The sequence below is a fragment of the Ignavibacteria bacterium genome, assembly GCA_013177855.1.
Taxonomy (GTDB): Bacteria; Bacteroidota; Ignavibacteria; order Ch128b; family Ch128b; genus Ch128b.
This window is the reverse complement of the sequence record JABLYA010000006.1, coordinates 20,816-41,733: the sequence shown is the minus strand read 5'-3', so window position 1 is coordinate 41,733 and position 20,918 is coordinate 20,816. Positions and strand designations below refer to the sequence as shown.

General features: G+C 27.5%; 11 protein-coding genes. 9 read left to right on the top strand and 2 right to left on the bottom strand.

Annotated features, from left to right (window positions below):
* Window positions 1-13: 13 nt before the first annotated feature.
* The gene (locus HPY57_13950) at window positions 14-6,658 is read left to right on the top strand and encodes a hypothetical protein (protein NPV12870.1); all 6,645 of its coding nucleotides are present in this window, start codon (window positions 14-16) and stop codon (window positions 6,656-6,658) included.
* Between the two features lie 73 nt (window positions 6,659-6,731).
* A complete protein-coding gene (locus HPY57_13945) occupies window positions 6,732-7,838 on the top strand; it encodes a hypothetical protein (protein NPV12869.1) in 1,107 nt (368 codons plus the stop codon).
* On the opposite strand, the gene HPY57_13940 is transcribed toward HPY57_13945, so the two are convergent.
* Window positions 7,835-8,140: a hypothetical protein gene (locus HPY57_13940; GenBank protein ID NPV12868.1), complete on the bottom strand. Its 306-nt coding sequence runs from the start codon at window positions 8,138-8,140 to the stop codon at window positions 7,835-7,837. The two genes, HPY57_13945 and HPY57_13940, sit on opposite strands and share 4 nt — an antisense overlap.
* Before the next feature lie 131 nt (window positions 8,141-8,271).
* On the opposite strand from HPY57_13940, the gene HPY57_13935 reads away from it, so the two are divergent.
* The 7 genes from HPY57_13935 to HPY57_13905 all read left to right on the top strand — a co-directional run bounded on the left by HPY57_13935 (window position 8,272) and on the right by HPY57_13905 (window position 20,142).
* Window positions 8,272-11,730, top strand: coding sequence for a hypothetical protein (locus HPY57_13935; GenBank protein ID NPV12867.1), 3,459 nt, complete (start codon window positions 8,272-8,274; stop codon window positions 11,728-11,730).
* A 17-nt stretch (window positions 11,731-11,747) separates the two neighbouring features.
* A complete protein-coding gene (locus HPY57_13930) occupies window positions 11,748-13,157 on the top strand; it encodes a hypothetical protein (protein ID NPV12866.1) in 1,410 nt (469 codons plus the stop codon).
* Between the two features lie 10 nt (window positions 13,158-13,167).
* Window positions 13,168-16,152 carry a hypothetical protein gene (locus HPY57_13925; GenBank protein ID NPV12865.1) on the top strand — a complete coding sequence of 995 codons (2,985 nt, stop codon included), beginning with the start codon at window positions 13,168-13,170 and terminating at the stop codon, window positions 16,150-16,152.
* Between the two features lie 60 nt (window positions 16,153-16,212).
* A complete protein-coding gene (locus HPY57_13920) occupies window positions 16,213-18,021 on the top strand; it encodes a hypothetical protein (GenBank protein NPV12864.1) in 1,809 nt (602 codons plus the stop codon).
* Window positions 18,022-18,142: 121 nt separating this feature from the next.
* Window positions 18,143-19,135, top strand: a complete 993-nt coding sequence (locus HPY57_13915; GenBank protein NPV12863.1) for a hypothetical protein — start codon at window positions 18,143-18,145, stop codon at window positions 19,133-19,135.
* Between the two features lie 170 nt (window positions 19,136-19,305).
* Window positions 19,306-19,701: a hypothetical protein gene (locus HPY57_13910; GenBank protein ID NPV12862.1), complete on the top strand. Its 396-nt coding sequence runs from the start codon at window positions 19,306-19,308 to the stop codon at window positions 19,699-19,701.
* A 108-nt stretch (window positions 19,702-19,809) separates the two neighbouring features.
* Window positions 19,810-20,142 (top strand): hypothetical protein, encoded by a 333-nt coding sequence (locus HPY57_13905; GenBank protein NPV12861.1) that lies wholly within the window; start codon window positions 19,810-19,812, stop codon window positions 20,140-20,142.
* 347 nt (window positions 20,143-20,489) lie between these two features.
* On the opposite strand, the gene HPY57_13900 is transcribed toward HPY57_13905, so the two are convergent.
* Window positions 20,490-20,897, bottom strand: a complete 408-nt coding sequence (locus HPY57_13900) for a hypothetical protein (protein ID NPV12860.1) — start codon at window positions 20,895-20,897, stop codon at window positions 20,490-20,492.
* Window positions 20,898-20,918: the final 21 nt, after the last annotated feature.

Below are 20,918 nucleotides of genomic sequence, written 5' to 3'. Positions count from 1 at the left end.
AATAAAACATTACATGAATGTAATAAGATTATACACAACAGGTAACATAACAGGTTTGACTATACATGATATGGGTGAATTAGAATTAATTCACCCTGTATCAGGTCTAACTATAAATGAATTTTTTACAGAAAATGAAATTTTAAATTCGCAAGATTTAAAAGATGCGATTTCAAACGAATATATTTATCTATTAGATGAGTATTATAAACCTATAGACGATATTACAAAATTTGTACAAACAACTGAATTATATAAAGATGTTATATATTTAACATATGATGGTGTTTCTGGTACAACTTCTGGTACAATGGGTTGTACTTTGAATAGTCCTGGTAACTGGACAATTACTAAGTTTAACACTGTTTATTATTTAGATGATTCTGGTGGTGATATGATTGTAATAATACCAGATGCTGATGAAAATAATGAAGGCAAAAGTATTTATATTTCTAAACCAAGGTTGGTTTCATCATCTAATAAAATTACAATAAACACAATTTCAGGTCAAAATATTGCACAGAATAGTGGTTTTACTTTATATGTATCTGATGATAGATATGAACTAATTTCTTGTAATTTTGGTGCAAATGGTAATCCAGAAAGAAAATATCGTGTTGTCTTAGGTAATAATAATGAACCTTATCTATTAAGAGTTTCACAATATAGTTCTTCATATAAAACATTGAAACAAGCCATTGATTTTGCAAATATTTTAAATAAACCATGTTCAATATTATTAGAACAAGGTGAGCATTTTATTGATAATTCAATATTATTAAATAATGAAAATATACTATCTATTTTTGGTAGAGAAACACAATCAACATTTTTATTACCATCTGAAAATTTTCCATCTGGTAATACATTAATACAAATAAGTGCTTCAACAACATCATTATCAAACTTTACAATTAAAAATGATAATAATATTTCTGATATAACTAGTATTTCACTAATTGATATACAAAATGAAGTTTACATTAAATTTATTGATATTAAAAATTTTAAAACAGGTATAGATATAAACAATTCAATAGTTTATCTTATTAATTGTAATATATCTTATTGTACTAATGGTTTAGAAGTATATAATTTGTCACAATTAGATGTTGATCTCTTATTTACACAATATAATAATATAGATTTACATGTATTAGACGGATCAACAGCTTATATAGAATCAAGTGAATTTTCAAATTCAAACAATGCTGTAATTTTAGAAAATACTGCATATGTCGAATTATTTGGTGCCACAAATATTTGGAACGTTGATACACAAATTACATTAAATAATCAATCAGAAATAAAATTGACTGGTTGTATTTTAGAAATACCTGGTACAAATTCGATAATATTAAATGATGAGTCAGTTATTAATATAAATAATGGTCAGACATATACAAATTCAAAATATGTTCAATATTCAACTGGTGCATCTTATTATATTAATACATTAGATCCTGAATTGAATTCATTAGTTATTGATGGTTCTAGTGATTTATTCCAACAATCAATTTCTTTTAGTGATAATGGTACAAAATTAATAGACTTCGGATTAAGAAAAGGTAAAATAAATTCATTTGAATTTAGAAATATTTATGATAAATCTTTATTTAATATTGATGAAAATGGTGTTATAAAAATATCTGATATTAAAACAGGTTCAACATTTACAACATCACTTTCTATAAATCCATTATTATTTAAGAAAATATATTCAACAACAGATAATATTAATTTTACAGAATATACAGAAAATTCTAAATATAGTAAACAAAACGAATTTACAATTTTTTCAAGTGAATCAGATATTTTATATTGTGGATCTTATTCACCATTTAATTCAATATATTTTAATTTGTTTGAAAAATGCACAAGTTCAAATCCAAAGTTTGAATATTGGAATGGCAATTCTTGGATAGAAATAACTACAGGTTTAAGTTTAGTAGATAATTCTAATGGTTTTTCAGAAAATGGTTATGTAATGTGGAATTTAGATAATATTAATGATTGGGAAAAAATAGTTATCAATTCTGATGGTTTTTATCTTTATTATATTAGAATTACTGTTTCAAATTTAGTTGGACAAGTTATTGCAAATACAACAATTCCTTTACAATCTAGATTGCAAATTTTTTCTGCACCATTAGATCAATATCCTAGATTAAATATCACAGATGAAGTTCAATTAATAATTGGTGACTCTATAAATTACGAAACATTTTCAGCATATAATAAAAATAGTTTTTCAATTATAGATTCTCAATATACTGGTGTAAAATTATGGAATTATTCTTTATCTGGTGATACTAAAATAAGTTTTGTAGATGGTACAAGTTTAGATATGTCCCAAAATAGATTTTGGGATATTGGAACCACAACAGGTAATACATTTAATATTAGAGAGTATACAAATGTTTGGAAAGATAGATTAGAATTAAGTGACACAGATATAAGAACATATGTTAATGATACCTGGTATTCTTTAATAAATTTATCCTCTAGCACAATTTCATATAATAATAATAATACATTTTTAAATGCTATTGATGTTCAAAATGCAATAACTGAATTAGATACTTTAAGAAAATGGTATACGCCTGGTAATATTACAAAAATAAATATAATTGATAATAAAGATGGTACAGTTACATTATCTAGCGCATATACAATGATACACTCCGATGATAATTTTAGCTCATCATTAAAATTATATTATGTTAGTGGACAAACTTTAACTTTAACACCAAACTATGTAAATTATATTTATATTGATTATTCTGGTGGAACACCTATTTATAAAAATACATTAAATCCTTTATCCATTAATGCTAGTAATATGGTTCCAGCTTATAGAGCTTATTTATTCCCTGATGGACATTCTCATGAAATAGACTATGGTGTTATTGGCTTAAGTCTTCCTATTAAAACAGCTAGAAGAATTTTAGAAACAGATAATATTAAATGGATGAGTGGATTATTATTAAGTGAAAATAATAGGGTTATATCTATTAGTTCTGGTTTAGCTTACTATGGTATAGATAGAAAAAATTTGTCAGAAGTTACTCAAAATAGTGCAAATACTTTTGAATGGTTTCACTCTGGTGGTAATTGGGTACATCAATCCGTAGAATATTATAATAATACAGAATATGATGATGGTATTGATAAACAACTTTTGAGTCCAGATAAATATACTGTTGTCTGGGTATTTAGAGATATGACAGAACATAATATTGAACATTCAATACATTATATTTTAGGAAATAACGAATATAATTTAAGTGATGCAATAAACTCTTCATTACCAACAATACCAAATTTCATAAAAATGATGACTATATTGGTTGGTAAAATTGTTATTGGTTCGGGTGAAACATCAGCATATGCCGTTTATAGTGCTTTTGATCAAACTCTTGGTTCTGGTGGTGGTGTATCAAATCATAATGCTTTAACAGGTATTCAAGGTGGTGCGGTAAATGATTATTACCATTTAACATTATCAGATTATAATACATTAAGAAATGGTTCATCAGATGCTAGTTCATTACACCATCACAATTCATTATATTATACAAAACAAGAAGTTTATAACACAGGTCAAACATACACTATTACACAAATTAATAATATACTAACAGGTTTTACTGAAATAACTAATTTTTATAATCATACAGGTAACACTAATAATCCACATGAAACAACTTTTAATAATTTAACATCAACAGCACATACTCATATTATAGAAGATATTACTAATTTACAAACAGAATTAAATTTAAAAACAAATTTAACTTATTTTAATTCTCATACAGGTGATACAACAATACATTTTACAAAAGAATCAATACTTTTTAATGATTTAAATGATGTTGATACTGGTGGTGCTTTAGACAATTATTTTGTTTATTATACAGGTGGAACATGGAAATCAAGATCAATAACACACAATGAATTGATAGGTAGAAATGATTGGAATCAACATAGTTTGTCATCAATAACTTGGAAAAACGATGCAAATGATTTATATCCACAATATAATAATGTTCAAACAATTTTAAGTAATTATTTATCATCAACATCAATTAATGGTTTTGATTTGACTGATAATGGTGATGGTACAATAAATATAGGATATGGTTCGGCTGTGATGAGAATGCAAGACTTAGAAACAAGTGAATTGATTGGAACATATTTTTCAGGACAAACAAATATTAGTTTAACAAACAATACCACAAATTATATTTATATTTCTTATAGTGGTGGAACATTACATTTAGTTGTTGATACAGACATAGTTGATGAAATAGGTTTAAGTAAGTTACCAATTTATTTTATTAATAGAGTAGATAACAATTTAGATATTGTTGATATGCGTTTTTATGGTAGAAATTATATTACAAAAAATGCTAAAAAAGACTTCTTTTTATATGGTTATGAACATCAACCTGGAGGTTCTGTAATATCTGATAACACTACTGTTCAAGGTCAAGTTAAATTTAATGTTAGTAATGGTACATTCTTTGTTGCATCAAACCAGATAAATCATGATAATTTTGATTCTGATACAGACACTTTTACATATATTTATGGTTCTGGTGGAACATATACAAAAATTACTGGTTCTACTATTTTAGATTATTCACACTGGGATAATTCAGGTGTATTATCATCTGCAACATTAAATTATTATACTGTTCATTACTTATATGTTATATTGGATTATAGAACAGGTTTTACTAATTATGCAATTGTTTATGGTAGAGGCGAATATGATTCGTTAGAAAGTGCAAAATCAGCACCTGTTTTAACAACAGATTTATCACCTGAGGTGGGTTTATATTCAACTGGTAGATTTATTGGTAAATTGATAACTAAAAATGAGAGTGGTGGACCAACATCAATTGCTGATATACAATCTCCATTTACAACTATTTTAACTTCTTCTGTTGCAACAACCCATAATACTTTAAGTGGTTTGCAGGGAGGTATGTCAAATCAATATTATCATTTAACACAAACAGATTATAATACTTTAACAAAAGGTTTTGATGCTAGCACTTTACACAATCATAATACACAGTATTATACAAAAACACAAAGCGATTCTAATTATTTAAGTGCTAATACTTTTAATAATATTATAAATACCAATGGTATTAATAACAATGGTAATATAACAGCTACAACTTATTATGGTGATGGTTCACATTTGACTGGAATATCAACAACAACTACATTAAGTGCATTAACAGACACAACAATAAATAATCCACAAACAGGTCATACATTAATATATTCTGGAAACACTTGGTTAAATTCAATGTATGATTGGAATTATTTAATTAATACTCCGATATCTGTAACTTTTGAAGAAGCCACTGGTGGAACATTAACAACAGATAGATTGTGGAGTCCAGAAAGGGTTAAACAAGCTATAGAATCTCTTTCGGGTGGTGAAGAACAAGATTTACCATCATTGAGTGTATTGATAGATGGTTCTCATTCGTTAAGCACTAATGGTGTTTATGCCGTTATTCCTTTTGTTATTAAGCAATTAGAAAATGAACCTACAATTATTAAATATACATCATCAACTGGTTTTACAATCTATGAAAGTGGTGTTTATATGATTTCATTTAATTCCAATGCTATAACACCCGTATCTCAATCTTTAGGTATACAAATTAGGAAAAATAATGTTTTAATATCTGGTGGAACTAGTGTTATTAGTGTTTACAAAAATGAACAACATGAATTTATTGCAAAAGTTGTTACTTATGTAGAAAGTGGTTCAACAATATCAGTGTATGGTGCAAGTTCGACTTCAACTAGTGGTGTTATTGGTAATGGTGGTTTAAATATTGTTAAAATGTCAGCATTAAAAGGCGCAGTTGGACCTAAAGGTGATAAAGGTGATAAAGGTGCTGATGGAGATATAACTTGGGAAGGAAATTGGTCAATTTCAAGTGGATATACAAAAAATCAGGCTGTATATTATCAGGGTACTTCATATGTTTGTATATTAGATAATACAGGACAAATACCAACAACAGCTTCAACATATTGGGATGTTTTAGCTTTGAAGGGAGAAGCTGGTGGTATCGATTTATCTATTGCAACTGGAATTTTATCGGTTGAAAAAGGTGGAACAAATATAACAGGTTATACACAGGGAGATATTTTATATGCTTCTAATTCAACAACATTAGTAAAATTACCAAAAGGCACCAGTGGACAAACTTTAATGATGAATTCTGGTGCAACTGCACCTGAATGGCAAAGTGCTATTTTGGGAACATATTTTCAGGAAGTTTCAAACGATACTCAAATTAATTTTACAAATAAAACATATTTACAAAGATTAAATATTACAACTCCAAATTTACCAAATGGTAAATATAGGGTTGGTTGGAATGCTGAAGTAACAACTAATAATACAAATAATTCAATATATATTAGAATTCAACACAATGATACAACTACATATAATAAAGCTTCAATTGAACCAAAAGATACAATTAATTGGCATTCTGTTAGTGGTTTCTTTTATGTGACAATTTCTGGTGTAAATACATTTGATATGGATTACAGGGTAAATGGTAATACTGGTAGATTGCGATATGCTAGAATGGAATTTTGGAGAATTTCATAAAAATAATATAATAAAATGAAAAATAAAATAAAAGTATATTTATTTAAGTGATTTTCCAAATAATAAAGTAAATTTGGAAAAATTAAATAAAGAAATAGAAAATTCTGAAATAACTAATACCATAGATAATATACAATCTGATAATTTAAATTGTACTCTTACTTTCATCAATGATTTAATTGAAGAAGATATTGTAATATTAAACAATATTGTTGCAAATCATGATGGTGAACCAATTTTTAACAAAAAATATAAAATATATGAATTAATCTTTGATAAATCTTATGATCCTTATTTACCACCCCATGAAATAGATTTTTCTATATTGGGTTTATTTAGAGTACCATTTGTTGAAAATGGTGAGTTAAAAAAAGTCGTTTATTATAAAACCATGACACTAGTAAATGGTACTAAAGTTTTTAGTGAACCAGTTGTTGAAAAAAATTTAGAATATATAAAAGTAAATGGTTATTATTTTTCAAGAAAAACAGATATTTATTGGTATTTTGAAGATGGTGAAATTGATAATGTTTGGAAAAAGCAAACAATATTATACTATACAAATGATGAATCAATAAAAGCTGGTAATAAAAGAAGAGAATATGCTGTTAAGAATGTACAAATAGATGTAGTTGGTTTAATACAAATGACTCATGTTGCAGATTCAGGTATAACATCAACAGGTTCATCCGAAAATATATTAATAGATAATACAAAAATATTTACAGAAGATTACATAGGTAGAACTATAGAAATAAATAATAATAAATATATCATAGAGAACATAAGTGGAAATACTTTAATTTTAGAACCATCTGCTATTATACAAGAAGGTCACTATTATATAGTAAGATTAACGATAAGACAATCTGATAGATGGGGAACTCAATATTTATCTGTATTGGCCGATAATATAACAAAATATATTAGAGGTGATTTAGAACCATTGAAACAAATTATTTTAATGGAAAGTAATTATAATAGTTCTATCACTTATTTTTATGGACAATCATGTATGAAAGATGATATATGTTGGATATGTAATGTTGATAGTGTTACAGGTGAATGGGATTCTACTAAATGGAAAATGAGTGTTGATCACACATGGATGCGAAATATAATTCCCAATACAGGTGGTTTGACCATACGACAATATATATATTCTAAATTAATAGATTAAACTTGCTTATAATTAGCAATATAACCACTACCATCCTTACTGTTTCTTATCAGAGTTATTCCTTTAGGTAATGAATTTCTATATTCAGAAGTAATTTCAGAACAAATTATAGTTTCAAAAATGTCTCCTTTGTTATCTTTCAAAATTAAAGGTAACAAAGATTTTTCTTTTAATTCAAAATTAAGATAATCCTTGATTAAATTATTTACAAGTTCATTAATTTTTAATTTATTGTCTTTACAATATTTTTTTAATTTTTTATGAATATCTTCATCAATGATAATCGTTTTTACACCACTCATACATCAAGTTTTTTAATTTATATATTAAATTTAATTACATTAAAAATGTAGAAAAAATGTAGAAAAAATGTAATTTCCAAAAAATTAGTTTTTGGTATTAATATATACATAAAAACAGAATAGTCTTTTTGATGGTAACATATAACTATACTTTAAATACTTTTATATCAACACCTACCGCAGAGGACAAGTATATAAAAATATACGATAAATATGGTACATTAAAATACACCGTAGATCCAAAATTAGCATATTTTTATTATAAGTCAAATTTTGTTTATATAAAGGTTGAAAATTCCAATGATATTGTTTTAGATTTTGAAAGTAATATTGTTGCTATATCTGCATTGGAAAAATTAAATTCTGTTCAAAAGACTATTGTTCAACAACAAGCTGCAGAAATAGATTATTATACTAAAGAAGAACTTAATTTAGGTGCTTTAGATAATAGATACTACACTCAAACCGCAATAACAAATATTTTACAAGATTATTCATTAACTTCACATACTCATAATTTAGTTGAACTTATAGATGTATCTTTAAGTGCAATAACAAATAATGAAGTTTTGGTTTACAAAGATGGTTTGTGGGTTAATAGTTCATTCACTTTTGATACAAGTGCTTTCACAAGCAATTATTATACTATTTATGATTTAAGTTCATCAACAAACGATGTTTGGATTAATTGGGTTCATATTTATAACACACCAACAGGTGTAAGTGGATATGGTATTACTGATGTATATTCAAAAGATGATGTATATACAAAAGCAGAACTAAATCCTCAACCTGGAACACCTGGTGGAACTGGTGAATTAGATGATAGATATTACACCAAACTACAAACTTATACGAAAGATGAAATTGATGATAATTTCCTATCAGCAAATACATCATTTTATTCACAATCTGAAGCAAATGCAAATTTCCTATCAGCAAATACATCATTTTATACAAGAGAATATATTGATGCTAATTTTAGCATAACAGGTCATACACATCCTGACTATTCTTTGAGTTCACACACTCACACCGATTATGCTTTGAGTTCACATACACATACTGATTATTCTTTAACTTCTCATACTCACAATCAATATTCTCTCACATCTCACACTCATAGTTTTTATGGTTTGAGTAACACATCACACACTCATGTTTGGGGTGATATTGTAACAGCACATACACACTTATGGTCTGATATAGTAAATACTTCACACACTCATAGTGATATTTATTATACAAAATTAGAATTGGATGGTGGACAATTAGATGATTTGTATTACACTAAGTTACAAACTTATACTAAACAAGAAATTGATGATAATTTCCTAAGTGCAAGTACTTTAGTTTACACAAAATCAGAAGTTGAAAATAATTTCCTTTCTGCAAGTACAATTAATTTATTTAATAATTATAGTTTAAGTTCACATACACATTATTTCGGTGGATTAAGTGGAATTTCTATAACATCACCTCAAAATAATGATTTCTTGATTTATTATAATGGTTTATGGATTAATTCAGCAGTATCTTTTGATTTAAGTAATTATTATACAAAATCAGAATTAGATAACGGTCAATTAGATAATTTGTATATTCCTTTAGCAGGAACAACTGGTATTACTGGTAGTTTAATACCTGCTACAAACGGAACATTTTCTCTTGGTTCACCGACAAGACAATGGAAAGAATTATGGGTATCTGGTTCAACTATTTATATTGATAGTGTTCCTATCTCTATTACAAGTGATGGTAAATTAACAGTTGGTGGTGAAGTTATTGAAACTAGTGGTGAAACTGCTAAAAATTATTCAGTAACAGGACACTCACATGATGATAGATATTTCACAAAAACAGAATTGTTACCTGTAAACAGTCCACTTGGTGTTGGTGCTTTAGATGATAGATATTATACTAAGTTACAGACCTATACAATAAGTCAAATAGATGCCAATTTTATTAGTGCTTCAACAAGTCTTTATACTAAAGATGAAATAGATGCTAATTTCTTATCAGCAAATACTTCATTCTATACACAAGGACAAATAGATAGTTTATTTTCTAATTTAGCTTCTATTTATTCTATAACTTCACACACTCATAATTTAAGTGATTTACAAAATACTGCGCATACTCATAGTTTAGCAAGTTTAAGTAATACTTCACACACTCATGATGAAAGATATTATACACAATCACAAATAAACACATTATTAACAGGATTTGCTTCAAGTACTGCATTGACATCACATATTTTAATGACTGGTGCTACAAATCCTCATCAAATAGGTTTCTATGATTTAAAAACAACTGGTCATAGTCATAATAATTTATATTATACAAAAACAGAATTAAATCCACAACCTGGAACACCTTATGGTACTGGTACATTAGATGATAGATATTATACTAAATTACAAGTATATGATAAAGCTGAAATTGAATTGTTAATAAGTGCTGCAACATTTTCAGGTTCAACAGCAATTTATTATACCAAAACACAAGTTGATAATATATTAACAAACTATAGTTTAACTTCACATACTCATGATTTAAATAATTTAACTGATGTTGATATTACATTACCATTTGATGGAGATGTTTTAATATATTCTGGTGGTACTTGGGTTAATGCCGATTTTGATGTTGATTTAAGTGATTATTATACAAGTTCTCAAACTAACGCATTATTACAGGGTTATTCAACAACTGGTCATACTCATTTAGCTCAACAAGTTATATTTAATGAAGCAGGAACAACTGCTATTGCTGTTGGTGGTATTGCAAGTGGTACAAATTTAGAAAATAAATCAATTTATGAAATATTTGATATGATGTTATATCCAGAATTATTCCCAACATTAACAGCACCAAGTAACGGATTTAGCTTAACACAAGCAGGACTTCATGAAATCGGTGAAAGTTTGACATTGAATTTTACTGCAACATTTAACAGAGGTTCAATAAATCCACAATATACTGCAACAAGTCCTTATAGAAGTGGTAATCCTACAAATTATAACTATAATGGTCCTAACGGTATGACTTATTCTATACCTTCAACATCATTATCAGATTCACAAATATCATATAATTTCTACGTTTCAGCAGGAACACATACTTGGACAAATACTGTTTCTTACTCTATGGGTGTTCAACCTAAATCAAGCAAAGGAAATAATTATAATTCTCCACTTCCTGCAGGGACAACATCAACACAATCTGTTTCGATAATTGGTGTTTATCCTTATTTTGGAACAACATCAAATATAACAACATTAACAAAACAACCATTGACATTAATGAATTCAGCATATGTTGAAATTGATATGGTTGGTGAAGATGGTGTAAATAAACAAAAAGCAAAATTTCCAGTTGCTTGGTCAACAATTACAGGCATTCAATTCTTTAATACAGTAAGTAATACTTGGGAATGGATAGGTGGAACAAAAACAAATAGTTTATTAACATTTACAACATCTGCTAGTTCAGAAATAATACAAGGTATTACAGTACCTTATATTTTATGGACAAATAATACTGCAACAATTGGTGCAAGAAAATTAAGATTTTATACAACATAAAAAATATATAGTAAGTAATGTCAAGAATAAAAGGTATAGCATCATTTTCAGCAAACTTCGAACCTCAAATAGCGGCTCCGTTAGATGCAAGGTCTGTGGTTGGAACTAAAGCCGACCTTACTAACGCATCTATTTGGTTAGCGAATGATGGTACTAATTATACATATCCTGGTATGGTCGTTACAGTTTATAACGATTATACACCATCTAATAATGGTGTTTATTATCTTGCTGCATTACCTTATTCAAATCCTGCGAACTGGGTTCAACTAGTACAAAATGTTACGGATTTGAGTGCATATTGGACTTCAGCTCAAACAGTTGCAGTTTTAACAAGTTATTCACCCACAGGTCATACTCATGTTTGGAGCGATATTACAAATACGGCTCATACTCATAGTCAGTATTCATTAACTTCACATACTCATAATTTTTATGATTTGTCTAACACTGCTCATACACATTTATTGAGTGATATACAAGGTGCCGCTATAAGTGGCTTATCTGATGTAAATCTAATTTCATTGGTTTCTGGTCAAACTATAATATGGGATGGTTCATATTGGATTAATTCATCAACTGTAGGAGAAAGTGTGTTAACAGAAAATGTAACTTCAATGTTATCCGTTGGTGGTATTTCTTCACAAACATTATTACCAAGTGGAACAACTTTCACAGATTTTGTTAAAGAATTATTAACAACAACATTTTATCCTACATTAAACGCACCTACTTTCTCATTAACTACAAATCAATCTGCAAATTTAGAATCTGGTTCAGAACCATTAATAGCATTTACATACAATTTCTCAAGAGGTAGTATTCTTGGAAATTTAGTTGGTGGTATATGGGACCCAAATGCTTGGCAAAATTATAGAATAGGTGATGCTACAAATTGCATAATAAACGGAATCACTACTACTGTTAATACACCAACATTACAAACATATACCATTATTGATGGTCCAAATACATATAGTGGTAGTTGTACTTTCTCAACAGGTGTTCAACCAATAGATAGTAATTCTCAACCTTATAATAGCCCATATCCTGGTGCTACAGAAGTTAGAACAGTAACAATTACTGGTAAAAGAAAAGCTTTTTATGGTAATTCAAATTCAGGTACAACAAGCACTTTAATAAGAGCTTTATCTGGTTCGATTCTTGGTCCAGTGAATGGTTCAACGTTTACAATAAATATTCCATCAGGTGCTTGGAATGTTGTATTTGCTTATCCATCAACATTACAAAATGTTACATCCGTTAAGTATGTTGAAGGTTTGAACGCTGAAATTAAAGATATATTTACACAAACTACTGTCTCAGTACAAGGCGCAAATGGTTATAGTGCTATAAACTATAAAGTTTATATCTATACACCAGTTGAACCTTTTAGTACAACAGCAACATATAATGTAACAATATAAATAAAAGAATATGGCAGAACTATTATTTCCATTACAATTCAAAAGACAATACGCTAATTCATTAGACATAGATTCAGTATTTGCGACTGAATCAGACATGAACGCATATTTGACTAATGCAAGAAGATATGCTGGTCAGGTTGTTACTTGTAATGAACTTGAAGGTAGAGTCTTTATATTGAATAATACAAAAGACACTTGGCTTGATGTTACTGCTAATGTTGATTTAAGTGGTTATTATACAACTGCACAAACATACTCAAAAGTAGAAGTTGATAATTTATTATTTAATCTTTCTGGTGGAACTGGTGTTACATACTTGAAAAATTTATTAGATGTTTCTTCAGGAATTACATTAGCAACACACGGACAAGCATTGGTATTTAATAGTTCACTTAATTTATGGGTTAATAGTTCAGTTACTATTGATTTATCACCATACTATACAAGTGCTCAAACAAATGCTATATTTTATACAAGTGCTCAAACAACAGCATTATTTTCACCTATTAGTCATAATCATACTTTAAGTAGTTTAACAGACGTTGTAACTGGTGCTACAGATGGACAATTCTTACAGTATAATAGTGCTTTAGGTAAATGGATACCTATTACCGCAACTGGTATAACAGGTAATTTTGTTGCCAAAAGTGGTGATGTAATGTCAGGTGAATTATCATTTGACTTTATGGTTGGTTCTTCTGATAGAATTCTATTTGTTGATACAGGTGGTACAATAAAAGAAGGTGAAGAAATTGTTTCATTATACTTTACAGATCCTACATTAATAAGTGAATTAAGTAGTGAAACAAATTGGAGCGGTAGAACATTTATAAATACTGGTTTAACAGCAGTAACTTTATATGAAGGTCAAAGATATATAGATGCAAATTATTCTTATGAATATTTTGGTGGTAATCTATACAGATCATTTTATGCTGATAAAGACCACAATCATAATGATTTATATTATACACAAACACAATTATCACCTTCTGCTGGAACAGCAGTATTAGATTATAGATACATAACTTATGCTGCACTTTCAGGTTTGACATTGGCATCATTGGCTGATGTATTATTGAATATTTCAACATTAACTAATAATAGTTTCTTAAAATATGATACAACATCAGGCTGGACAAATTACAACTTAGATTTAACCGCATTAACTTGGAAACCAGAAGCAGTATTGACTGGAAGAACTGTAATGGGTGTTTCAGGTTTGACAGGTGGTGGAACATTAAATAATGATATTTATATTTCGCATGCTACAAAAACAGTAAGTCAAAATACTACAACACCTTCACTTTCAAATATAGTTGTTGGTTTAACTTTTGATGTTTATGGTCATGTAAATACTTGGACAACTGCTGACTTTAGTGGAACTATACCTCAATTCTTACCAGATTTGGAAGATGTAACAATAACAAACGTAACACAAAACACATATCAATATTTATGGCATAATGGTTCACAATGGATTAATGCTACATTAAACATGTCAAAAGTTAGTGGTTTGACAGATAGTTTAGCAAATTGTGTCAAATATAATCCTACATCAACACCACAAACAATAAATGGTAATGTAGTATTAAACAATAATTTAACAGTTCAAGGTAATTTATCAGTAAATGGAACAGTTTCTACATTAAATACAGAACAATTATACATAAAAGATAATGTTATTACTTTAAATTATGGTGAAACTGGTGCTGGAGTTAGTGGTGGTACTGGAATTGCAGGTTTTGTAATTGATAGAGGTATAAGACCTGATTATTATATTATATATCAAGATAATCCTTCAACATCTGGTGGTACAGTTAAGATTGGTATTGACGGCAATCTTAAGAATGTTGTAACAATGGTTGAAACATCAATTGATAGTGCTGTTACATTCTGGACACCAAATGATGCTACAGGATTTATTGATATGTCTGCAAGCTTTATATTTAATAAAGCAACATCAACAATGTTTGTTACGAATATTGTAACAAGTGGTTTAACAATTAATAATACCATAACAAATATTTCAACAAACACAGGTTTAACTGAAAGTAATGATACCCTTTCAACTACACATGCTATTAAGACTTATATAGATTCTCAAATTGGTGCAGAAAATTACTGGTTTGATTCTGGTGACACATTAATACCTGAATCAGCATATACAAACTTATATATTCCTTCAGGAATTACTGCTCAAACTTTCTATACTAATTATTTAACTTTACTTAGTGGATCAACAATTTATAATATTTCAACAAATTCTGGATTAACCGAAGGCAATGAAAGTATTTCAACTACTAAAGCAGTCAAAGATTATATTGATACTTCAAGTTGGAAAAACTGGTATTATATACCTACTGCAACCACAATCAGAATCGCTGAAAATACACAAAATATAATTTTTGGAAACTATTATGTAGTAGGTGATTTACAATTAGATGGTGATTTAGTAATTTTAAATGGTACTTTAAATCAAACAGGTTCAACATTTGGTAGTGGTAATATAACATTTTTTGATTTTTACTCAAAAAATGAAGTTAATCAATTATTAACAGGATTAACAGGTTTTTATTATTCAATATCAGGTGGTACAATTTATGGTAATATTCTACCATCAAATAGTTCTTTAACGCTTGGTCATATTGCACAAGAATGGTATAATATTTATACTCAAAGTATTACAATAAGTGGTATAACAATTGTAAATATTTCAACAAACACAGGATTAACGGAAGGTAATGATACATTATCAACAACACAAGCCATAAAAACTTATATTGATAATAGAACTTTTGTTCTAGATACATCAGATACTCAAATTTTATTTATGAGTGGTGTTACCATTACTGGTTCAACTAATCTAACTTTTTCTGGTGAAACTTTGAAACTTGGAAAAAACGGTGTTATTTTGGAAAGCCCGAGTGGTTTTAAATTTAGAGTACAAATTGATGATAATGGTGATCTTACAAGTGAATTAATACCATAAAATATAAAAAATTAAAATTAAATTTAATATATAAAAACATAAAAAATAAAGTGAGAAAATATGAGTCAAAAAACATTTATTGGTTTAAGTCCTAATTTTAATGGAATACAATCAGGTCAAACCATTGTATATAGCAGTGGTAAATGGACAGGTGCAACTATATATACTGCTACAGAAATTGATAATAATTTCTTAAGTGCTAATACCTTTGATACAACTATAAATACAAATGGTATTAACAATGTAGGCAATATTACTGCAACTACATTTTATGGTGATTTAGATTGGAGTTACATAACAAATACACCTACAACATCATCTGGTTATGGTATAACAGATGTTTATACAATAGAACAATCAAATAATAATTTTTTATCAGCAAATACATCTTTCTATACACAATCAGAAGCAGACACTAAGTTTGTTTACAAAACTGGTGATACGATGACTGGTGAATTAATAATTAACAAAACAGGTCAACAAGCATTAACAGTTTCTGGTAATGTTAATATGACAGGTAATTTGTATGTATCAGGTACAACAACATATGTAAATACTGAGCAATTGAATGTTAAAGATAACATGATCACAATAAACTCAGGAGAAACTGGTTCTGGTGTTACAATGTTATTTTCAGGTATTGAAGTTGATAGAGGCGCATTAGATAATTACATTTTTGTATTTGATGAAATGCAAGATAATTTTAGAATAGGAGAATCTGCAAACCCAACTGGTGGTACACAAGCCGTTGCTACAAGAGAAGATATTCCTATTTCTTATGGTATTGCTTTCTGGAATGCAAGTCTATATAGACTTGATACAACAACTAATCTTGTATATAGTGGTTCAACGTTATGGTTAAGTGATAATGCTAATATTACAGGTAATGTAACAGGTAACACATTCTATGGTACATTCGTTGGTACAGTATCTACAACAAATCTTAGCTTATCAAATTTAACCGCAACAACTTCTTGGTTAACAACATCTAATATTACAAATGCCACAGCAACTACATTTAACTCAACAAATGGTACAATTACTAATTTAAGTGCAACAACTATTAACTATAATGGTCAAACAATAGATGATGTATTTGTTAATACAAATGGTGACACAATGACTGGTACTTTAACAGTTCCAAAATTGACAGCCACAACTGTTTCAGCAATCACATTTCATGGTAACTTAGATTGGGTTTACATACAGAATAAACCTACAACATTGGCTGGTTATGGTATATATGATGCCTATACAACAGGACAATCAAATGCCAACTTCTTGTCAGCAAATACATCATTCTATACACAAGCAGCAGCAGATGCAAAATTTGTTTTCAAAACGGGTGACACAATGACTGGTACTTTAACAGTTCCAACATTAACTGCAACAACTGTTTCAGCAACTACATTAGAAGGTAATTTAGATTGGTCATATATTCAAAATGAACCTAATTTTGATGGATTATACTATTCAATTTCTGGTGGTACAATCTATGGTAATGTTGTTCCAAACGATGCAGACTATAGTTTAGGAAATGCTTCAAATACTTGGAAAAGAATTTATGTATCTACAATATTCTATCAAGATAAATCATTCTTATCATTTAACCCAACAACATCAGCAACAACAAGTTACGCTGACTTCTTACCAAACATTACAAATACTTGGGATTTAGGTGCTTCTGATAAGCAATGGGTGAATTTATGGGTGTCAGCTAACACATATATTGGTGGTATACCATTTGTAAATAATGGCAACGAAATAATGGTAAAAAAGTTGTTGTTGTCCACTAATTATAGATGTATTTCAAAGTTTTTTTTTTCATTGGTTTTCTTGAATCCTATCGCTGCCATGAGAGTCTCGTAAGAGCCAACCGGCGACATGATTTCAATATCGTTTTTTTTTTTGTTTTATTCATAGAATAATTTTAATTTTTTAAAAGAATTTGGCATTATAATTGTTTTTAAAATAAAAAATATTTTAAATTATGAAAACAATATTATTTATATCAATGCTAATTTTAGCAAGTATCTTCTCATATTCACAAATATATGAAGATGATATTTATTATTACCCAAAAAATGTAAAAAAAGAAATTACTGTAATTGATTCTGTTAAAATTGATACAATTCAAAAAGATTCTTTAACTTATATTAAAAAAAGTATATACACAATAGATTATGAAATAGATTATGATGACTACAATTATTATTATACACAAAGAATTAAAAGATTTCATAGTCCATATTATTATGGTGGTTATTATTCAACATATTATACATATAGATACCTTGGCTCAATTGGTGTAGTTCATTTTTATTGGTCAATGCCTTATTATTACTATTATATACCTTATCATTATTACTATTATATACCTTATCATTATTATATACCTTATTATTTACCATATTGGAATTATGATTGGTATGAATATTATGGTTATAATTATTGGTATTATAGTTATTATTTGAATTATCAAAATTATTGGAGTTATCATAATGATTGGTATACTTATAGAACAAACGATAATTATTATGGTCATAGAAATGATGGAAGCACATCTGGTACAAGAGATAATACAAATAATGGTACACTTATTAACGAAAACAAACCTACTATTAATATATATAAACCTGTAAGTGTTGAAACGGTTAAACCAATTGAACCAGTTAAACCAGTAGTTAAACCAATTGAACCAGTTAAACCAGTAGTTAAACCAATTGAACCAGTTAAACCAGTAGTTAAACCAATTGAACCAGTTAAACCACTTATTAATGAAAGACCAACTTACATTAAACCAGAAAATAAACCTATTGAATATTTAGAACATACTAAACCTGTATATAATGATTCTAAATATTATACAAAACCTAACAATAGTTATACAAAACCAACAAATTCTAATATAAAACATTTAAGACCAATATTAAATTATACAAAACCTGAAAATAAACATTTAAATCATACCAAACGCACATAATTTTAAAACTAATAATAATTCATTCAAAACAAAGCAATTCATCATATTCAAGACCTTTATTTCAAATAATAGTTCAAAAAATAGTAAGAAATAATGTTAAGTGCTAAATATTATTAATAAAAATTACTATTAATGTTATTTTTATTATAAATATTTAATATATAATTTATATGAAAAATTTTGAATCATTTGTAAATAGTCAACCAGTAAAAGGTAAATTATTTATAGAAATAGATGATGGTCAATATGATGAAAATTGGAAAATGACTATTGATATTTCTAAACAATGGCAGGATTATGTGAATAATATAATATCAATAATAGATTTTAATAATCAATATGCTTCATTATTAATGGAACAACAACAAAATATATCAGCAATAATTGGTGATTCATGTTGGAATGAAATAGAACCTATTGTAGCAGATGAATTAAGAAGTGCTACAAATGTAGAAGAATCTGAAACAATTTTTAATAAATTATATGATATTTTTGATCAATATGAAATTAAAATCGATTGTGGAAAAACAGAATCAGAAATGGTTCAAAATCAAACTCAAAAATGAAATATTTAAAATCTATAAATGAAAGATTATATTTTTTGTAATTCAAATAAAAATATAGATTACATAGACATTAATTGAAAATTTATAGATGATTATTATGAAGAAAATATGGTTAATATGAATTATTTACAAACATACGAAGAATTTAAAAGACAAAAATATACAATTGGCGATATTGTTAAATTAAAAAATGGTAATATTGCTAAAATTGTTAAAATTAATTCAAAATATTCATATATTGTTAATTTAATGACTAATACAATATTTTCAAAAAAACCAATAGAAGTCAAAGAAGATGAAATTTTAAATTTGGTTAGGTCCAATAGTGAGCCTGCGGTTGGTACAGATATAACAATAAATCCTTCAACCAATGTTACAAATGATTTAGTAATTAATGGTGGGTATCCTGATGTACCGATTGTCAATACACTTGGAATATAATGAAAGATGGTAATTTTTGCAAATTACATCAATATAAATTATAATATATTAAATATTCTGCTAGATTAATGTTTTTTTTTTTGTATCAATAGGTGAACCAAATGGTAATGAATCCAAATGATTTTTTGTAATAATCAATTTGTTTAGTTAAAGTCAATACTGTTTTGTGATGTTGCCATTTTAATTCATTTAATTCTGTTTTTATTCTTGTATATTTATTTATTATAAATGCGAAAAATAAAAAACCTATAATTAATGCTATTATGTAAATTCTTATTCTTTTCAAAAAAATAAACCCTACTTATATATTAAAGTAGGGTTTTAAATTGTAACAAAATATGAGTCAATTATTTATATAGTAATTTTATTAAATCCTCAGTTAATATTGAAATTAATTTCTTACCATTAATTTCAATATTTGGTATGTTTCTAATGATTGAAAATTTATCATTACCATCGATTTTTAAATCTTGGATATGTTTAGAAATTTCTACATCATATGAATAATATTCTTTTAATGCTTCGACAAATTTTTGACAATTTACACCTTCTTTATTGTTGTACTTAATAACTTGAAGTTCTTCATAAACATTTTCATCTTTTACAACAATTTCTTTTTCTATAATAAAATACCACAATTTATTCTTAGGTATTCTTATATTTTCTAAGAAGTTATATGCTTTTTGTGCTTTTGTATTTTTAGGAAATTTCGCAACCTTGCCGTAAAAATCAACTTTATTTTCTTTTTCTACCATTAAAACCTTTATTTTTTTATT